Source organism: Coraliomargarita algicola (genome assembly GCF_033878955.1).
Lineage (GTDB): Bacteria > Verrucomicrobiota > Verrucomicrobiia > Opitutales > Coraliomargaritaceae > Thalassobacterium > Thalassobacterium algicola.
Genome location: NZ_CP138858.1, coordinates 688,208 through 707,792 on the forward strand (window position 1 = coordinate 688,208; position 19,585 = coordinate 707,792).

A 19,585-nucleotide genomic window follows, 5' to 3' on the forward strand; every position below is an offset into this window, starting at 1 on the left:
CCGTTCGAGGCTCGACTCACTTACTCTGCCAGAGACACCCGAAGGTCTTTCACGACCTCAGTAATAATACGCACACCTAAGCGCCCCTTACCGCGGCGACCATCGTAATTCCTCAGAAAAACCAGGTCACGCACCTCGGGCTCGCTGTACCATTTTTTACTGTAGAGTAAATCCCCTGCGGCATCTCGAAAAACCACCGAAACAAAACCTGCTTCGGCTAGTTCCGGCTTAATCGTCAAACGCTCTCCAGGCTCGATCTTCTGAGGCTGGCGATCTTCAATTTGAAAATACAAAGTTTCGTTGGCAAAGCTCACCAGTCGAAATGAATTCCGCGGAAACTCACTCAAGGAATCCTCCAAAGTATAAATTCGATAATCAAAATCACTCGACTCATCAGTTTCGGGTGAGATGACCACCAAGACACGCCCACCATTTTGCTGGATCACCGTTTCGCCACAGACTTGATACTGTGCCTCCTCGGAAACTCCGGGCTCAAGGCTGGCTACTTTCTTAAATAGCTGAAAGCGTTCCGGTCCCGAATAAACATAGGGCTTGGTGCGGCTAAGATTACGCATTTCAATCAGCTCGTATTGATCGCCATTCCGATAGGTACACCTCCTCGACGCCGCGCTTGGCCCAATCGTAGCAAGTGAAGACAACACGAACCTGATCAGCATCGCTCTGAGCAGAGACTTTCAGGGCCGAAGCCATGGTTATACAGAAAAAGAGGAGTATAGATCGAATCAACATCACGGGGTAGAATTTAGAGCCATTTAAAACTGACTATTTTGAAACGACGACCAAACAAATTGTTCGTTACGCTTAAATCTTCGGGGGCTGTGAATGCATCATTAGCTTCATCGACGTATGCAGGCAGACGTTGTACCACAACCTCGCAACTAGCCTGACTGGCGATTTCCCCATTGAGATTTCGACTCTCCCCATAAGCACGTATCCGGAATGTATCCGAGCGAGGAACCAATTTGGGAGCGATCACTTGTAAAATATCGGCTTGCTCGATGAATCCGTTAATGCCGCCCGCGGTAAAGCCAGTTCCCCCATCTGCATTCTGATAATACGTGGAATAATCTGCCGGCACACCCTCATTGCTCTCGATATCTTCATTCAAGACAGTGGCTTTGATGGCTGCCTGTAGCGCCCCCAGACGCCCCGTTTCACCAGTATCCAAGCGCCGATTCACAAAATCACTCAAGCTCATGAATGGCCCACGTAAGCGCACCTGTTTTACAATCTCAGCCGCTAAACCAGTGTCATCAGATTCATCGTCTGGCGTGCCTTGATCGTCCCAAATCAAGTTCGGATTCACTCGAGCAAATCCAGCCCATGCATCACTGGCATCTCCATTCGGACGTTGCGACTTAAGAAAGGGCACGCCCGCCCCCGAATCCGTTGCTTCAGATAAACTATCAGCCGCGAAATAATCGACCGGCAGATCTCGATTACCATCCAATATAGCTGCCCATGCAGCCACTGATGTAGAGTTCACATTGAACCCACCCTGCATCAGTATCGATGCAGCGATTTCCTTATAGCCCTCACCGTCAGCAAGCTCGCCCGCGAGACTATTGGAAGTCGCTCCCGACGCGATGTTAGGGAGTAAATTGGCATTTCCATATCGATCCGAATCTTGATCAAAAAAGCGAGTCAGTGCGTCTTCTAAATCCTCACTGGCAGTATAAGCCCCTGAATTATAACTGTAGGCTGGTGCAATCCCCGAGAAATAATATTTATCCCATAGTGCGTCGTTCAGCAACCAGGTTGAATCATAGCGCTCAACTGTCTGAGGCCCCAGCATGTCCCCATACAATTCATCCTGTGGTAAGCGAGGATTTGCATAGGAATTTCCCACCGCACGTGGATTTTCAAAAATATAGGGCGTCAACATGCCATTCCTCAACTGCGCCAAAGACGTCATCGGATCCGATGGCAGCGAAAATGCAGGAATGTAGTTACTACCAGCAGAACTATACTCATAGCCCCAAAAGCCAGAATCGCCAAATGACTCAGGTAACATGACATTCAGAGAGGGCTCGGAAATTAGATGTAAGTAACGATTCCGCTGTGGAAAGACACGGATGTCACCGATTGAACTGACTGACAGTGGATTGAAAGCCGCCATAATCTCCGTGGGCTCGGCAGTCGTATTAGTTGGCTTCATCAAATAATCCAAATAGCCTAACCAAGATTTTCTGGATGATAAACTGGCCCCATCAAAAGTAAGCTCAACCACATCGACTTGCTCTCCTGCAGAGGCCGCCGAGTTTGTCTGAATAGAGACAAATTGAGTTTTCAAGTGAGTTGAACGTTGGGTGCCAGTGCGTGCATTCGCGAGGTCGTCGTCATCAACAAGATAAGAAGTCGACCTGAAACGTCCGTTCTGAGCATCAGTCCCTGCCGTCTTTGTAGTGATCCCTAAGTTTACTTTGATAGTCGCAGCGCTCACTCCATCCACTAGAATCTCTCCTGCTTCGGGGTGTAGCCTTAAAATATTGCCACTCGTCGCGGTAATATTAGTCACGCCGGGGTAGCAATCTCCATTCGTGCCAGAAGCAGAGAACAAGCGTACTTCGCCAGGCGCAAGCACTACATCACCCGCTGGATCCATCAAAAATGAATACAATTTATCCGATGAGCCATCCCAACCGTTTTCGATTAAATAATCCGTAAGTAGCACCTCGCCGATGGCTCGTGGCCCATTATTATCAGTCACCTCGAACTCAATTGTGACTGGAATTTCCTCATTATATTCAACTTTATAGTTCTCAAACCGAATGCTCTTATCATAAGGATTCCAGAGATAATAGACTGGGTCGAAAGCGAAAGCGATCTTAGCAGTGTCGGCGACAGAGTCATACTCATAGGACGCCACCGAAAAAATTAAACGATACCCCAACATCACGGGTGTATAATTTCCACGGCTCAAATGATACAAATAGCGGCCCCCAGAATCTGTAAACTCCTGAACAAACGGATCGCCCCCCTTTGCAAATCTCCCTTCGAGAAAATCATATGCATTGCTTGCACTCTGCACCTCTGGATTATTGGGATAGAAAGGCTGTGCATTCAGGGTGAGGTTGCCTGAACTCTGCTCTAAACGCTTATATAAATTATAGTAATCCCGCAATAAATGCCAAGTCGGACCACGCGCTTTATTGACCGTAGAAGCTGTGCCATACGGAAAATGCGCATACACATAGCGACTATAAAAATCATGTCCCGGCGCCTGGCTGATCGCACCAGTGAGTGTATTTTCCACTTCCCGATTTCCACTATCACCGACAAAATCTGAATTATTGAAATAGCTCAGCCCGTTGGGACCTTGCAGCGCACCATCCATTTCAAATGCCAACGACAAGTCTTGTTTGAAGCCCCCATTGCGGACATCAGTCATCAGGCTGTGGGAATAAATCGTGAAGTCGTGGCGATTTGCATTCACCCAAGCATCATCCTCCGAGGCGGGGAACTCCAGATCCTCATCACTTTGCACCTTCTGCATGGCTCGAAACAAGTCATCATTCGCAGCCGATGAAATTGGATATGTAATTGCAGATGCCATCCCATCCCCCATCAGCCCTAAATCAGCACCGTAATTGGAACCAAATACCAAAGGATTCGAATAGGTCCCACTATTGACGACGAGATCCGATGCTGCTGGCAAGGGCTTCACCGAGGCTTTGACGCCTTCATCTTCAATCCAGTAAGCATAAGCGACATCCTCACCCGAGCTTTCCACTAGCGGAACCCGCACATCCTCGCGGTCCTCTTCCATATCAAAGAGAATGATACTCTCATTGGCATTCAAGGCTGTGCTCACATATCCAACTTGATCACTCACTCCATCGCTGTTTCCCGAAACGAGCCATTCAATAAAACCATCAGCACTTGAGCCGCTCGGTTCATCATGTGATGCCGTAGGATTCATGTGATCCGTCGCCGAATTATTCCAAACCCCCAACCAACGGCGATTGCCATCAGCAGCCTCAAGCCCGGCACTGCCAGTGCTGGAAAGAATCGAAGCAGTCGCAGTAATGCGCTGATCGGCACCAGCGGCCAACTGCAACTTCCCTAGAGCGACTTGCATAGCAAGAAGTGCTGTTTGCTCCGCTTTGATCTTCTCGCTTGAGATGACAGAACCTTGTTGTTCCACCTGAACTAATGTCGTAATGGACAATAATAGCAAAAGGATAAAAGCCATTAGGCTCAAAGCGATCACCAAGGCGAAGCCATCGTTTCTGTTCGGCACTTCACGCAAATTGACTATCTTTGAATACATTTTCGCGCTTTTGGGGGTATAAATAATAGGAGAAGCAGAAGCTAAACTTTCAAGGCTGATAATCTAGCAGAATACATATATTTGTCTATCGCGAGTTCTCGCGACGATTCAAATAGAAGCTATATATAGAGCGAATCTGAGAGCAATGACGCATCCATTCCTATCGATATTATAGAAAGGACACGCACTCTCACATCGCATCTATTCTAAGCTATCACGCAGCTCGGAAAATACATCTCCCGTCGGCTCTGCAGGCAGTGTTGCCAGCCACGCAGTCAGCTTTTGCTGCAACTGTAGAACTGTTTCCGGGTGTGCCTCCGCCAAGTTTTCGGACTCTAAAGGATCTGCAACAATATCGTAGAGCTCCATATTGGAGGGGTCACCATTCGTCAGGAATTTCCAATGGTCTGAAACAACGACATAATTCGCCCAATGAGAGGATGCTTCCGGCTTAGTGCGGCGAGTTTCAGATTTCCAAAACAAATCTTTCTCCCGTCCCGTTGTGGATTCTCCCAACAAGGTCGCAACCTGGTTGATGCCATCCGGCTCATATCCTTCGGCTAAGTCAGCACCTGCGATACTACAAAATGTTGGCAACAAATCGACCGCAGAAATCATTGACTGATCATCAATCGCCCCTTCAGGGATCTTCCCGGGCCAGCGTGCGATAAACGGAACATTGATCCCACCTTGATATAATGCGGCCTTATAGCCCTTGCGGCCTCCAGTGAGTCCCTTGGAAGCGGCGATACCGAAGCCGACTCCAGTTGCAGAATCATAGCTCATTGTTAATTCCTGCCCCTCACGTGCCCGTGCGGGCCCATTATCCGAACTAAAGATCACCAGCGTGTCGTCCGCTAGATCCAGCGCATCCAAAGCATCCAACACCTCGCCGATACGCTCATCAGCATACGCAAGCGTAGCCGCATAGATACTGTCGCCATCGTCCTCAAGCTCGGGAAACATTTGACGGTATTTAGGAATGACGTGGAACGGTGTGTGCGGCTCATGAATCCATAAGTTTATGAAAAAGGGCCGCTCTTCTGCTTTGGCCTTTTCCATAAATGCGATTGCCCGCCGAGCATCGTGATCATAGGGCATTTGTTCGCCCGATGCGTTAAAAGTGCCGTATTCATCATAACCATATTCTGAAGCCGGAGGCGAATCAGGGATCATATTGTTGGAAACATGCCACTTGCCGAAGTGAGCTGTTCGATAGCCCGCGGATTGCAGCATACGGGGAAGCATCGGTGCCGCTGGGTCCACCCAATCCGGCATGCCTCTTCGCGCATTATCCTTCACCCAGGCAAAGTGACCATCGACATTATATCGAGCAGGAAAGTGTCCGGTCATCACCGCCGTGCGACTCGGTGAACACACACCACTCGCGACGGTAAAACGATGGAAGTCAGTCCCCCCGACTGCAAGGCGATCAATATTGGGCGTCCTCACATACGGATGTCCATGACAACTCAGGTCTTCCCAGCCCCAATCATCGGCAAAAATAAACAAAATATTCGGTCGACTCGCGACAGCCTCGGAAGCTTCGACATGCGAGTATGGGAGGCTGGTGGACACCAAACTCGCAATCAGGGTGATAATCATGGGGATTTTTTTCATAAAAATTATAATAAGTTTTAAACAAATGAAGACAGTCAGTTATAGCGTTATAGCGTCCTAACGACCTCCACATCTAAGTGGTAAAAACAACGGGGTATCGTGCTCTAGATAAATACGTTCTGCAAAATTGTAAACTCTCTATCGGAGGTGAATGGTCATGCTTACACTTTGATTTTCATCCAAATTCAGCACTCGATATTGATCACCCAATTCTGACGATTGCACCTGACCGAGCTGATCACTCTCAATCGACTGAATCGCGCGGGGCAATTTTAGCGTAAACTCGGTGGCGCGCCCTGCAGTGAGTTGCAAACGGATCTCCTTCTTCGACAGATCCCACTGCGCCGAGGTAGTCACTCCCACCCGGGTCTGCAGGTCTTTAAATTGACCGGCCTCCCATTTTGTTGGCAATGCGGGTAATATACGGAGCATATCGACAGTCGAGCCACAAAGCATTTCAGTAATCGCGGCTGTAATACCAAAATTGGCATCCATTTGAAAAGGTGCTGACTGCCCCCATTTGAACGGCAAAGTCACGCCCATACTGCGCCAGTCGTTGTGGTAAGTGAAGAAATTCTTCCCCAGGCAACTGCGGGTTAAGATATCCAACGCTTCGAGTGCTTTATCGCCATCACCCAGGCGCGCATAAACATTGGCCATGTGGGCCAAGGACCAACCGGTTTGAGACTGAAGACCAATCACCAGACGTTTTTCAATCGCCACGCGTGCGGCCTCGTAGATCTCAGGATCCGATTCTTCTGTCACCTCATTACCTGGAAAGACCGGATAGATATGAGATTGATGGCGGTGCTCATAGTTGTCTGTAAAATCCGGATGCATCCACTCACGCAGCGCCCCGTCTTCGTTGATCTGATATTCGGGCATCAGAGCTAGCATTTTCTTCCAGCGAGCCACACCCTCCGCTTCGACATTTAGTATTTCGCACGAGCGGATCAGATTAGTCAGCACTTCTTTGCAAATTGCCACCGCGATCGTGGAATTCATCTGCACCTTAATCTTGGTCACACGCCCGGTTTTCGGATCCTCGATCATCATATCTGCGGGTTGATTCTCCGGAGACTGGGAAGGAAAAAACACATAGGTTCCATCCTCGCCTAGGACCGCATAATCTTCATAGAACAAGGCGACTTCCTTCATGAAAGGAATCGCACGCTCTTCCAGAAATTCGGCATCTCCAGTGAAAAGATAATAATCGTAGTAGAAGGATGCCAACCACCCAGCCGCATCTGTCCAGTGCACCACGTGCGGGGCCGTCATCCGCATCACGCCGGACTCCGGAGACATAAAAGGAGGAATGTAAATACCCTCAGTGCCCCATAATTGTTTAGCATTATAGCGAAACTCATCCAAATGCGCATCGAAATAGTCATAAAAGGCCATCATCGACTCCTGTAAATTCCCTGGTAAAGCCTGCCAATAGTTCATCTGCAAATTTTCGTTAATGCCATACAAGCCGCTCCAAGGCGCGCGGTAATCACCATTCCAAATACCTTGCAATCCGGGAGGATAACCACCCGCGGTGCTACTGGAAATCAACAGATAGCGCCCGTAATCAAAGAGTTTTTCCAAAAGCTCTGTCGAGGCCGCATTGCCTGAATAGGCATCCAGGAGCAAGTGTTCGTTTGAAGTAGAACGATCCTCAGTAGTGTTGATATCAATACCGATCGAATTGAATTTAGCTCGATGCATTTCCGCATGACGCTCAAATAGGGCCGCGTAATTAGGCTTTAAGTTAGCCAGTTGATCTTTCAAACGCGGAACCGCGGTCTCACTCGCTTCATTTGCATAGATGGCTATTAATAAAACCACCTCATCTACATTGTTAAAGTGCAAGTGTGTCTCATCAGTCACATTAAGCACAGCCTTCGCCTTGCCATCTTTAAATGCAACCGCACGCAGCACTCCGCCAAATTCACCCCCATCGGAGCCATCAGCCATAAACTCAACAAATCCATCCTCCGCGACTGTCTTGTATTTAAAACCCGGATCGAAGTAATCACCGTTCTGCTGAATCGCATCTTTGAGGTCGTGAATATCCAAAGTCACATCCCCACTCACCGAGCCTGCTTGATTGGCACGAATCTGCATGACCGATATCCCATCTGGAATAGAAACAAACAAGCTGCGTGCATATTCCGTATCCCCATCACGCCAATTAACAACAACCTCGCCCGTCTCAAAATCCACTGTCCGTGAATAGTCTTTGAAAATCTGCTGCGTTTCGGTGGTGAGCAACACATCAAAAGCCGGATGATACATCGCGTTTCTGGCAGAGAAGCCCTTCTCACCCAGCTTCTTCCGATAATAATCGTTCGCTTCAAGGTATTCGCCATCCAACATCAGCTGACGCACCACAGGCAGCTCTGCCGACATATCAGGCACTTCGTCGATCTTTCCTCCATACCAGAGCTCGTTATGGTTAAAGAGCACTCGCTCAGCATTCACCGCCCCATAAACCAACGCGCCCACGGTTCCATTTCCCGAGGGTAAAGCCTCCCGCCACTGGTCTGCCGGTGTGAGTAGCGTCATGCCACGTCGATAAGAGACCTCAGCTTGTCCAATCGAAAGTAAAGATGTTGAGAAGAGAGCAGTTCCAGCTAGTATTTTGGAGATACGATTGAGCATGTTAATTATGGGGTATAAATTTCAATATCCACGCATGGAGCGGATAGGGTAAGCTCAGTTTACACCCACAGTAACAATCGCACAATCGAGCAAATACGCGAGATAAGTGAAAAACCTACTGTCACTATCATTACTGTATCCAAAAAATAATGACGTAACAAATACACCCCAGTCCTGCTGGTAATTAGCTCACAGACATTAAGCACTTTATCTCTAACTCTCAGCTAGGAGTTTCACATCCAACACTGTGTCGGTTGCGAGGGTGATTAGCTGTTCCAATTCGATGATGCACTGGTCGTTGACCTGTTTTAAAACCGCCGCGATTGCTCCCCCCCGATAACTAACTTCAACCTTTTGAGGTCTCAGCCCCCGTGGCACCAATTGCAGTGTTTTCATCGAAAGGCTGCCCCAGTTCAGCTTGAGTTGCGCATGCATCGTGTCGGCACTAAGCTGCTGACGATACGTCCCCCAACCTTCGGCGGCAGTAAATGGAGCCTTAAAATTCTCCGGATGGATCTTTGGATTAAAACCGATGGCTCCCTTCGGCCCATGATAGGTAAAACCGCATACCGTGAGAAAGATACCATAAGATGCCATTGAGCGTGCATAGTGGTCGCCACATTCGATCTCATTATACGGATTGCGCTTCGCCGCACCATAGCGATCGTGGACCGCCTTCATGATCGCGAGACCTTTTTCCAGCAACGAACTATCGGGAGCGGCTTCGGCCACCATGTGCCAAGCGACTTGATATTCAAAGCCGTTCATACACTCGTTGAAATAGCCCCCCGGACCTGTCCACATTTCGGGGTTCTCCACACTACGCAGCGTATCGCCGGGGATGGCGTCTTTCGCACCTCCTTTTGGCCATGTCGTCATCAGGAGGCCCGCTTCGCCCTCCATTGCATACCAGCGAAAAGCTTCTTCAATTTCCCGATGTTTGAGCGCATAGCTACCCGCATCAGGGGCAAAGTTGTATTTCCAAATGCTCTCGAGCGCAGAAACCGTTTCTTTCTTCGGAATCACACGTCCCAATCCCACCTGATGCATCCAGGACTGGCCGAGCACTTGATCGATATGACAACCGACATTCGTATTAAACCCTTTACCGACAGGCGGCCCCGGCTTGTGGATGAAGTATTCACCATCAAACAAATCGCTCACAATATTTTGGTAACCTTGGTCCAGAATCTTGCGGCATTTATTCGCGAAAGCATCGTCACCGACTTCGATCGCCATTGCCTCCCCGGCAGCTAAAGCCCCCAGATACATACTACTCATCCACGCAAATTTACCGGTCCACGCCGCATCGAGTGTATTTTCCTGTGCACCGGTCATGATCCCGTCCTCGTCCGGATCTTTCGTCATCAGGTATTCAATCGACTGCTTCACACGCGGCCACAGGCGCTTCAAAAAGGCATCATCAGCGGACATCTGGTGCTCGCGATAGACGCGTAGGATCGTGCCCGCCTGACCATCTTCCGCAACCTTCTGTCTGGAATGGCCCCGATAGCCAATGCCGCCCGTTTCTTCGATAAAGGCCTGCCCGTAATCTGTCTTTTCCCGCAGACTGCGCTCCAATTCCGGGAAGATGCGCCCCATCGCTTGAGCGTAGTGAAACACATGCGTGCAGGTGCCTTCACAGCAATCCACACCTTCCCATGCCCAGGGACGCCCGTCATCAAACCAGTGAAAAGTTTGTGTGGCTAAACAATCCAGCGCAATCATGCTGCGATCGAGCAACCAATAAGGCAGTGAACTGTCATACCAGGTTCGATTCCAAAGCAAGGTGCCATCAATCAGTTCTTCACTTTTCCCGGCAATATACTCTGCCACTTCGCCAGCAGACTTGAACCAAGGCAGATAATGTCGATTGCCGAACGTTTGCCCGACGTGCCCTTCCCGCCTTTGATGGTAAGGAAAATACCAAGTGACCAGACAGGTGATGACTTGGCTTTCACCGGGCGCGAGCTCTATCGATGCCATCATACCGCCAACCAGCAATTCATCTAATGGTCGAGTCACTGCAGCCGTATCGGCTTGATCGAGTTCAGTAAATAATTGCTTCGCATCCTGCGGCTTGCCGATCGACGGCGCAGCGCTCACCCGAACGTTCGCGTCCGACAAAATGGTGAGTGCGCTTGAGCCGTAGCCATGCTCTTTGGTTATGGCTTGCGAACCTGCTACAGTGCTCAACACGGAAGTGCGCAGTGGGCTCTGTTGCAATTGGTTCCTGCGCTGACCGAATGCAGCCTCTACAGTGTATGGGCAGACGGCATTTTGCAAATAGCCCCCCAGATCCACCTTCAACTTCGCATCCGAAGTATTCGTTACGGTGTAGCGCATGGTGGTAGCCGGCAGCGCGGAGTCCTTAGTCCTTAAAGGAATAAAGGGACTGAAGGCTTCGAGCTGCACTTTCGCAGGAAAATCCGAATCCCGGTAAGTCACGCGCCCGACAGGATACTCCCCTCGAAAAGTCACTCCGGGGAATCCTTTACCATCCAGTGACCGCACGAATGATTGCTCGCCCGACTGCACCCGGATCGCAAAACCTTGAGCCACTTGTTCACCATTTTGATGTGTGTATTCCTCCCCCACAGCCACTGGATGCGGGTAGTGCCCTCCCATAGTCATGGCACTCATCTTCATCTCATGCTTTTCGCGCTTGTAGTTGGATTTAAAAATATCCCAATGCCAGAGCCGTCCATCTCCCGCCAGATACAATTGACCACAGCCGATACCACCAATCGGCATACCAATATATTTCAATTCCTCGCCTGAAAAAACCTCAGCGGCCCCGCGCTTGGTGAGCGCAGCAATCCAATTAGCGCTCAGTTTTTTATCGGCTGGTATCAGTTGTTCAAAGTCTTTCGCAGTAAAAGGCCCTGCCATTACAGGCAAACGACCAATCAACAGAAGAGCGGAGCTCAGTCCGCCCGCTTGAATAAATTTTCGGCGACTGATTGCAGTCATCGAACTGCTTTGTGCAGAGCTGTCGCCAGTAGTTTTTAGGGGGTAATGATCTACACTCATAAATAATGGGGCTCTTTAGAGCACCTACAAGCTACGTTCTTTCTTCGCTAATTCTTCTAAGATAACCGCAGCCACCCGTTCGGCAATCGCCTGCGAACCCTTCGGTTTAAAATGCACGTTCTTTGGCTGTTGCCACTCCGCCAGATTCGGCAGGCAATAAGCATGCAGGTCGTTTACTCGAATCTGGTATTCCGCCATAATTTTCACCGCGATGGCATTATATTCAACCGGTGCGTCTGGTGTGCGTAAAGGATTGAGCGTCCCTGGCACCACGGGAGTCGTGGTCGCAAAGATCAATTGAGCATCACTCTTAACTAGCTCTCTGACAATTTCCCGCAAATTTCGCTCATACTCCTGTGGTGTCGACTGTTGAGGGTCCTGCGGGTCGTTCGACTTCTCGTTCGTATGTGCACGTTTCACATGCTTCAAATCGTGCAAGCCCCAATTGAAGTGAATCACGTCCCATTGATGTGACTGCAACATTGGTTGACTGACCTTCAGTCCTACGACAGTGCCATTACAGTTGCGCGGACGCGTACCATCTGCACTCATCGGACGGTATACGTTGGCTTTACCTTGCAATAACTCGCGCACCTGACGCGTATAGCCGATCGAAATTGAATCCCCCAGAATCAATACATTCGGAAGCGCTGCATCTGGCATAAACACCCAATCGGTGTTTCGGTCGAGCTCTGCATCCGAGCCTGCCTCAGGCATCGCATGTAAACTGAGGGTGCAAGTACAAAGAAATACAACTAGACCTATCGAGAATCGTTCAATTACGTTTTTCATAATATCAGGGAAAAAGAAAAAAGCACGCTGTGTAAACAGCGTGCTCGAGAGTATCTCAATCAATGAAAAGCATTCGGCTATCGACGACGAGCTAGTCCAAGAAGCGCCATTCCAACCACGCCGAAAAGTAGCGCGGAAGTCGCAGGCTCTGGAATCGATGTCACCTCAAATACAATCGAACTGCCCAGATCACTTAGACGAATCGCTCCATTCGCATCATGCGTTGCCGTAAAGTTAATTAGATTATCCGTAACACCCGCCAAGAAGATATCTTGATTCTCTGCTGCTAACTCAATCCCTGAAGGCGATGTTCCACTGGTCTCACCAGCAGTGTAGTAAACGATATCCGATGAACCGTTGTTTACAGTCAGAATAGAATCTGTGAAACTTTCAGCTAGAAAATAGGTGAATCCAGCAGATGTGACGCTGGCGTTAACAGGCCCCGTGATGCCTCCAATCGTTCCATCGAGGTACCCACTGGTATCTATAGTGATACTACCAAAGGCAATCGTCATAGACTCGCCTGGGTTGAGTTGAAGTCGATTATTGGAACCCTCTTGGTCGACAACACCACTGTAGTTCAGGTCAAAGCTAAATGCGAGCCCTGTAGTTGCGTCCGAGAACGAATAGCTGGTAGATGCCGTGCCATCGCTGATTGCTGACTCAACTGGAGTGGCCGTGTTCGCTGAAATCGCGTATGGATTCGAGACTGCATCATCATCAAGATTGAATTCCGGATTGTAAGTGATACTCGTAGCAGACGATACGAGGGGGGCAGCTAGGGTAACGACAAAAGCGCCGACTAATGGTTTAGTTATCATAGTTTTCATGGGGTTTTATTGGGTCGTATGTTCTTTGATCGATTGATCACGAAAAAACTTTGCTAGAACTGATAATAAGCAAACTAAGTGCTTTTGAACATCGCGCAATCACACGAGACATGGAACATTTCCAGAGCGCCTTCGCGCGGACGAAAGACTCTCTTGAATTCGTGCCACATTGAGAAACATTAAACGACAACGGTTTCCAAAGTCTCTCCACGCTCATTGATTAAATGGAAGGTCGCCTGAGGGACATCATTTACCGTTTTAAATACAAACTCACCAAAGGCCCAGGAACCACTGCGAAGACCGAATAATTGTGCCGACCGATCCTTACCGAAGGGCCCTGGCCCCGGCACTCCGCCCAGTGTGGCCGCCTCGAACTCGTAGATCTTCTTATTGCCCGGTCTTGGTATCGCGAAACCGCGTGCCCCGTGACGATCGCCGGAAAGGAGGATTACTTTACTGTCTTCTTTAGCATCAATCAGCTGAAAAATTTCTTCCCGTCCCTCAGTGTCCCAAGTCCCCCAACTGTCCTTACCGGCGGAAATATAATCGGTCCACATGGTGCCGCTACTGAGCAAAATATAAGACGCAGTCGATTCTTGGAGCGTTTGCTTCAACCAATTCATCTGTTCTTCGCCGAGGAAGGAGTTCAGTTTCCCCCGCTCTTCAATGATCCGGCAGGACCGAGTATCCAGCGCAATAAAATGCACCGGGCCGATGTGTGTATCGTAGTAGATGCCCTTGCGCTCGACCTCCCGATCCGGATTGTTCCATTGGGTTTGCCACATTTGACGCAAGCCTTCGACATCAATCGACTGGCCTCTGGTTTCAGTGCCACTCGCGTCGTCGTGCCAATAGTCATGATCATCCCATGATGTGAATACAGGAACATTGGCCACCATCTGCTGCCATGGTGGCGACAGGTCGCGTAATACATAATCCACATTGATTAGATCGTAATCACACTTGCGGTCGTCGACAGCACAATCCCCTAGCACCAGCATCGCACGATTGCCTCGCTCTTGCACTAGTTGCATCAGTTCCGGACGATATAAACCGACTTTATGAAAACAGGTGCCGAAAGCGATCTGGAAGCTCTCCTCTGAGAAGTCCTCTGGAACGGTCATAAAATCGCCACTACCGAGCCGGCGTCCCTTGGAGTCAGTCACGACGTAGCTATAGCCTGTATCCGCCTGCAGGCCCTCACAACGCACCCAGTGAAAGCGCTCGCCAGGCTCCGAAGTAAACTTTTTAGACGGTCCACCCGCACGTGGACTCACCGAAACTTCTACCCCCAAGGGTTCCGGCAAGTGCATCCACACGGCGACACTGGTCGCGGTCAAATCGCCCAACATGGGGCCACCGACTTTGACTCGCTTATCACTACGACAGAGCTCAGCAAGCGTCGCCACAGGATTGGGCCCTGTCAGCGCCGCCCGTGCCTTGGTATAGAAATCCTGCACTGCCTGCGGTTGTGTGCGGTATTGATTCATGATCCGCAAATCGATCTCCAAGGTTCCTTTGTGCGCATCCCGTAATGAAACGATTCGAGAGTTTTCTTCAGCCCAAACAGGCCGTGCCACCAAGCCCGCCGCCGCCATGCCGGCATAGGCCAGAAAGTTTCTACGACCAATCACTGGGCCGGACGCAGCTAATATGTTGTCATACGATTTCTGATTCACGCTTTGCATTGATTTCTTCATTTGATTTATAATTTAAGATAATTGCGCTTGGTTCACTAGGAGCTGTGTCACTTAAAATTCTTAGTTTAATATTACCTGCTTAGCTCAGCTTGATTTCGATTTGCTGCCCGGCCTGCAAGTTCTGAGCGTCCTTGAAAGTAATCTGTATATCCCCGTCTATCATCTCAAAATCAGATGACACAGTTGCCCCCGCCAGACTCACATTGACAACTGCTGGAGGCTGCTCTGATGGCGCAAGCAAAACCAATTGTTTTAGGCTCAACTGCCCCTCGCGCAGGTCGATGGTAGCCGTCATTTTTTGCTGCTTCTTTACCTGCGTAAAGACGCCATAGCCCTCAGCTACAGTAAAGAAACTGGCGTGATCTTCAACTTGCCAGCGTGGTTTAAAGCCAATCACCCCGGCAGGGCCATCATAGTTAAAGCCCTGCAAGGCGAGTAGCGCCGACCAGACACTCAAGGAACGGCCATAGAATTTACCACACTCATCATCACCGAATGGGTTACCTGTGTAACCACAAGGCCCCCCACTGTTTGTGATTCCTTCGGTTCTTAATTGGCCATCATAGCGGTCATAGATCGCCTTGATCACCATCAGCCCTTCACGCTGCAGGCCATTATGAATCATCGACACGCCTGCCCCGTATTCAAAGCCAGTCATCACCTCATCTGCATAGCGCATACTCGGCACTGGCTGCGGTTCCTTGGGCCAGGTAAGAATCTTCAGACCGGCATCATCCAAGGTCGCAAATTGTCGTGGTTTGAGCGAGATGCCGTGAAAGTTCGAACAAAAGTTGTATTTGAGCAAAGAGGCCATCGCTTTGGTTCTGCGCTCCTGCGGATAGTTCGAGTCGATCCCGATTTGATCCGCCCACCACTCACCAAGAAGCTGGTCGATATGACAGCCATCAAAATAGTCACCGCTCCGCTGTTTGCCACGAGCCTGAATATAATATTCCCCATTCCACAGGCGTTCATTCTGTAGTTGTTTTCCGGATGCGCGTATCGCTCGCAGTGCTTTGGCTTTTGCTGTTGCTCCTTGAATATCAGCCATACGAGCCACTGCTTCGAGACTGCTCAGATACATACTGCCAATCCACGAAGAACAGCCAAACATATGTCCATCCAGTGTATTGTCCTGCCGCCCTTCCATGAAGCCATCTTTATCTGGATCCCACTGCTCAATGGCCCAATCGATGGCCTTTTCAATCTTCGGCCACTGCTGTGCTAACCAACTGTTATCCGGACTGCACAAATGTTCGCGATAGGCATTCAGCAAGGTGCCAAAGTGCCCGTCCGTGGCCCGGCCACTCAGAGAACTATGACGCATCACAATGCGCCCCTCTGGAGACATGACTGCAAAATCTTCTTCCCGCATCTTACGTCCCAACTCCGGGAACAAGCGCGCATGCCCCTGCGCGTAGTGCCAGACATGTGTGCAGTTTCCAGCGCAACAACCCACACCTTCATACGCACCGAAATAACCGTCCGCCGCCCACCAGCAGGTTTGACTCCGTAAGACTGCCAACTGCGAACCCATACGATCGAGCAGCCATACAGGTAGATTTGATGCGTAAAATGCGTCGTGAAAACGTTTTGTTCTGCGGGTTAGATCATCCAGATTTTCCCATAGATAATCAGCCACATCGACGGCATTGGACCACCAGTTTTGATACATATTACCAGAATGCGTCCAGGACTCCTTCTCCCCTTGCTTCGCCTTCGGCATATACCAAGTCAGTGTAAACCTAAGCGACTTGGATTCCCCCGGTGCCAGCTTCAGTGGCGCTGACAGTGCACCGCTGAGTGTTTGATTTGCCGCCGATGGCTTCGCAGTCAATCCCCCCTTCAATTGCCCCTCTTTCGCAAAGGTATCATAAAGCGATTTTTCAGATTCCCATGCGGCCTGTCCGGTAGCGTCAACTGCCTCGGTCTTTAGGACCATATCCGAATCCGAACCCGTTTGCGTCATGTGCAGCCACGCCGCTTTTCCGTTCTGCTCTATGCGATTCTGATTCTGCCCGTATGCCTCTTTCGATCCACGCATTCCGGTGCTGTAACCAACCATATTCTTCTGAACGGCCAGAATATCCACTGTCACAGGAGACGCGGATGGATTACTCACTTTTACCGTATAAATCGCACAGGGAATCGCCGAGCTCTTGGCATCCATTGGCGTCAATGGATTAAATACTTCCAGTTCCACCTCCACAGGTAGAGCAGAATCCTCAAACTGATAGTTTGCGAAGGGATATTCACCGATAAAGCGAAGCGACGACATAGCTGCAAACGGTCCCACCGGCTGAGTCTGCAGAGCGCGAAGAATCGGTTCTCCACCTTTTGACTGCACCCGCACTGCAATAAACGCTTCCGTCTTACGATGCTCGCTGGTATTGCAGGCAATCTGCCAAATCGCGGGTTCAGCCGAACCATTAAACTGAATCCCCCCGGCGCCGATCCCACCGACCGTAAAAGAGATGGCCTCCAACATCTTGTCCCGATAGACTTTGCTGCTGCCCCGGGCGGTCAGCGCCGGGTCGTTCAACAACTTCTGCTCCCCCGACTCACGGGCTTGCTCCAATCCAGCTAAATACTGACTCGCCTCACGCCCCACCTCATTAAGTCGAGCACCCCAGCCCGCCGCAATTAGATGGCTACGGATCTCATCAATGCCTAAGCCAATATCGTAATAGGCCACTTCATCCAACTCCACCAATGCCTCGCGACGCTCCTTCTTTGCAATCGCGCCGAAAGTCATCGGCACCATCTCTTTAGAATCATCGTAATACTTAAAATGAAAAGCTCCCCCAGTGAGGGCACATTCATGCCCATCCACATAGATTCGAAGATCCAGGTGTTCGCTCATCACCACTAGATGATACCAACGTCCTAGCTCCACCGGCTTACCTGTTGGGAGGTTCACAACCGTATTCACACGCCCGTTGTGCGTATACGTCAACGCAGAGAGATCGCGCTGAACACCCACCACATAATTGATCAAACCTTCTGATGCTCTGGAAATAATGACTGGATCATACTCACCGTCAGGTAATGCATTCACTCTAAAGAACAACTCAAGCGTAGCGGCGCCACGACCAACCGGCTTCAAGTTCGGAACCGTGACATGCATACCAGGTGCCAAACTCAAGGCCTGGCCATCCATCGCACCTTTAACAAACTGTAACTTCGAAGGGCTCTTGGCCGCAAAATTACCTAAGACATCTGAAAGATCACCATCAAAGCGCCAGTAGGCACGAATTGATTGATGTCCGGAAACGAGATCAGCGTAATTTTTGCGCTCCCCCACCATAGCCAGAGCGGGCCCTGCGGCCATGCCAGCAGCTGCAGTGCTCGCAGCGACGAGAAAGCGTCGGCGCGACATACATGCCATTGAATTCAAAGTAATATTATTTGCAGGAGTAGAATTTCGATGAGTCGATTTCATGTAACAGCGTAATAGCTCAAAATACTCACCAAACAGTGAGAACAGGGGGAGGGATAAAGCGATCAATCACTATAGACTACCTACCGCAAATTGAACATCGCGTATCCTCGCGAGAATATGGCCTCCGACGACTGATTTCCACCGATTTGCTTCTACGAAACATCAGAGCTCTCAGGTCTACAATAGTATAAAAACCAAAGACTAAAACCCCAATAACTCATTGACTTAGAATTTTTTACGAAAATTAAAATCAAAAACATCGCGTGATTGCGCGATCATTTAAAGCTTCCATGAGTTCGAGCTAAGCTTTCTTCTATTTATAATAATTCACCTAATGTTGCTAGAAGCAACTACCACAAAACTCTATAACTACGGCCGTATAAGTAATCTTGCTATGAGTCATAGAGAACCAACTACCCCCGACTGAGACAATCATAGTCTAATTATTTATATCATCCCCGTTAACGTCCATCCGCATCACCCCCTATATAGCGGAGACAGACTTTCATGCACTGCAATTGTAATAACTCAAACGAATCATGAAACCATTCATTTACATATTAGCTGCTTCAATTTCGACCATAGCTTGCACTGCAACCACAGATTCAAACAACTCAAACGACGAAGCCCAAAGACTCGAAGAAGGTTATATAGATCTGTTTGCTCGAGGTGATTTCTCAGAATGGACGACGGTCAAAGGCGAGCCCGTAAAAGGATGGTTCATTGAAGAAGGTAGGATACATCGTCCTGAAATCACTAATGGCCAAAAGCGACCCGACAGTATCATAAGTAAGCAGCATTACACCAACTTCGAACTCAGATTCGACTGGAATATAAGTAAAGGTGGTAATTCTGGCATCAAGTATCGTAGCCAAGGCGACCTCGGCCTAGAGTATCAGGTGCTCGACGATGGTGTCCATCAAGACCCCCAACTCTCTGCCGGTATTTATGCGCTAGTGCCTGCGGCCAAAGACAAACCATTTAATCCAGGCGGCCAGTGGAATTCCGGTCGAATTATCGCCAACGGAAACCACATCGAGCATTGGATCAATGATGTAAAAGTCGCAGAAATCGAGATTGGGAGCACTGCTTGGAAGCAAGCTTTTGAGAACAGTAAATACAAGAAACATACCGGCTTCGGGACCTGGACAGGTCCCATCTATCTCCAAGACCATAATGATGCAGTCTCCTTCCGAAACGTCCGTATCCGAGAACTGTAAATCACCCA

The 19,585-nt window shown here is 49.5% G+C and carries 10 protein-coding genes; 1 reads left to right on the forward strand and 9 read right to left on the reverse strand.

The window, feature by feature from the left end:
• Positions 1–20: 20 nt before the first annotated feature.
• From SH580_RS02740 to SH580_RS02780, 9 genes are all read right to left on the reverse strand, one after another.
• The gene (locus tag SH580_RS02740; protein WP_319833477.1) at positions 21–575 is read right to left on the reverse strand and encodes a hypothetical protein; all 555 of its coding nucleotides are present in this window, start codon (positions 573–575) and stop codon (positions 21–23) included.
• A gap of 188 nt (positions 576–763) precedes the next feature.
• On the reverse strand, positions 764–4,294 hold the full coding sequence (locus SH580_RS02745; protein ID WP_319833478.1) for a hypothetical protein: 3,531 nt from the start codon (positions 4,292–4,294) through the stop codon (positions 764–766).
• 201 nt (positions 4,295–4,495) lie between these two features.
• A complete protein-coding gene (locus SH580_RS02750) occupies positions 4,496–5,914 on the reverse strand; it encodes a sulfatase family protein (RefSeq protein WP_319833479.1) in 1,419 nt (472 codons plus the stop codon).
• A 138-nt stretch (positions 5,915–6,052) separates the two neighbouring features.
• Entirely contained in the window at positions 6,053–8,560 is a 2,508-nt protein-coding gene (locus SH580_RS02755; protein ID WP_319833480.1) for a glycosyl hydrolase family 95 catalytic domain-containing protein, read from the reverse strand.
• A 213-nt stretch (positions 8,561–8,773) separates the two neighbouring features.
• On the reverse strand, positions 8,774–11,593 hold the full coding sequence (locus SH580_RS02760) for a GH116 family glycosyl-hydrolase (protein WP_319833481.1): 2,820 nt from the start codon (positions 11,591–11,593) through the stop codon (positions 8,774–8,776).
• 24 nt (positions 11,594–11,617) lie between these two features.
• Positions 11,618–12,385: an SGNH/GDSL hydrolase family protein gene (locus tag SH580_RS02765; RefSeq protein ID WP_319833482.1), complete on the reverse strand. Its 768-nt coding sequence runs from the start codon at positions 12,383–12,385 to the stop codon at positions 11,618–11,620.
• Positions 12,386–12,462: 77 nt separating this feature from the next.
• The gene (locus tag SH580_RS02770; RefSeq protein WP_319833483.1) at positions 12,463–13,206 is read right to left on the reverse strand and encodes a PEP-CTERM sorting domain-containing protein; all 744 of its coding nucleotides are present in this window, start codon (positions 13,204–13,206) and stop codon (positions 12,463–12,465) included.
• A gap of 188 nt (positions 13,207–13,394) precedes the next feature.
• Positions 13,395–14,915, reverse strand: a complete 1,521-nt coding sequence (locus tag SH580_RS02775) for an alkaline phosphatase D family protein (RefSeq protein WP_319833484.1) — start codon at positions 14,913–14,915, stop codon at positions 13,395–13,397.
• A 79-nt stretch (positions 14,916–14,994) separates the two neighbouring features.
• Positions 14,995–18,303: a GH116 family glycosyl-hydrolase gene (locus SH580_RS02780; protein ID WP_319835035.1), complete on the reverse strand. Its 3,309-nt coding sequence runs from the start codon at positions 18,301–18,303 to the stop codon at positions 14,995–14,997.
• Positions 18,304–18,896: 593 nt separating this feature from the next.
• Here SH580_RS02780 and SH580_RS02785 point away from each other — a divergent pair.
• Positions 18,897–19,577 (forward strand): 3-keto-disaccharide hydrolase, encoded by a 681-nt coding sequence (locus tag SH580_RS02785; RefSeq protein ID WP_319833485.1) that lies wholly within the window; start codon positions 18,897–18,899, stop codon positions 19,575–19,577.
• Positions 19,578–19,585: the final 8 nt, after the last annotated feature.

Excerpts from the sequence above, each read along its gene's own strand:
- SH580_RS02745 (WP_319833478.1), bottom strand. The coding sequence starts at position 4,294 with ATGTATTCAAAGATAGTCAATTTGCGTGAAGTGCCGAACAGAAACGAT.
- SH580_RS02760 (WP_319833481.1), bottom strand. The coding sequence starts at position 11,593 with ATGAGTGTAGATCATTACCCCCTAAAAACTACTGGCGACAGCTCTGCA.
- SH580_RS02770 (WP_319833483.1), bottom strand. The coding sequence starts at position 13,206 with ATGATAACTAAACCATTAGTCGGCGCTTTTGTCGTTACCCTAGCTGCC.
- SH580_RS02755 (WP_319833480.1), bottom strand. The coding sequence starts at position 8,560 with ATGCTCAATCGTATCTCCAAAATACTAGCTGGAACTGCTCTCTTCTCA.
- SH580_RS02750 (WP_319833479.1), bottom strand. The coding sequence starts at position 5,914 with ATGAAAAAAATCCCCATGATTATCACCCTGATTGCGAGTTTGGTGTCC.
- SH580_RS02775 (WP_319833484.1), bottom strand. The coding sequence starts at position 14,915 with ATGAAGAAATCAATGCAAAGCGTGAATCAGAAATCGTATGACAACATA.
- SH580_RS02785 (WP_319833485.1), top strand. The coding sequence starts at position 18,897 with ATGAAACCATTCATTTACATATTAGCTGCTTCAATTTCGACCATAGCT.
- SH580_RS02765 (WP_319833482.1), bottom strand. The coding sequence starts at position 12,385 with ATGAAAAACGTAATTGAACGATTCTCGATAGGTCTAGTTGTATTTCTT.
- SH580_RS02780 (WP_319835035.1), bottom strand. The coding sequence starts at position 18,303 with ATGGCATGTATGTCGCGCCGACGCTTTCTCGTCGCTGCGAGCACTGCA.
- SH580_RS02740 (WP_319833477.1), bottom strand. The coding sequence starts at position 575 with ATGCGTAATCTTAGCCGCACCAAGCCCTATGTTTATTCGGGACCGGAA.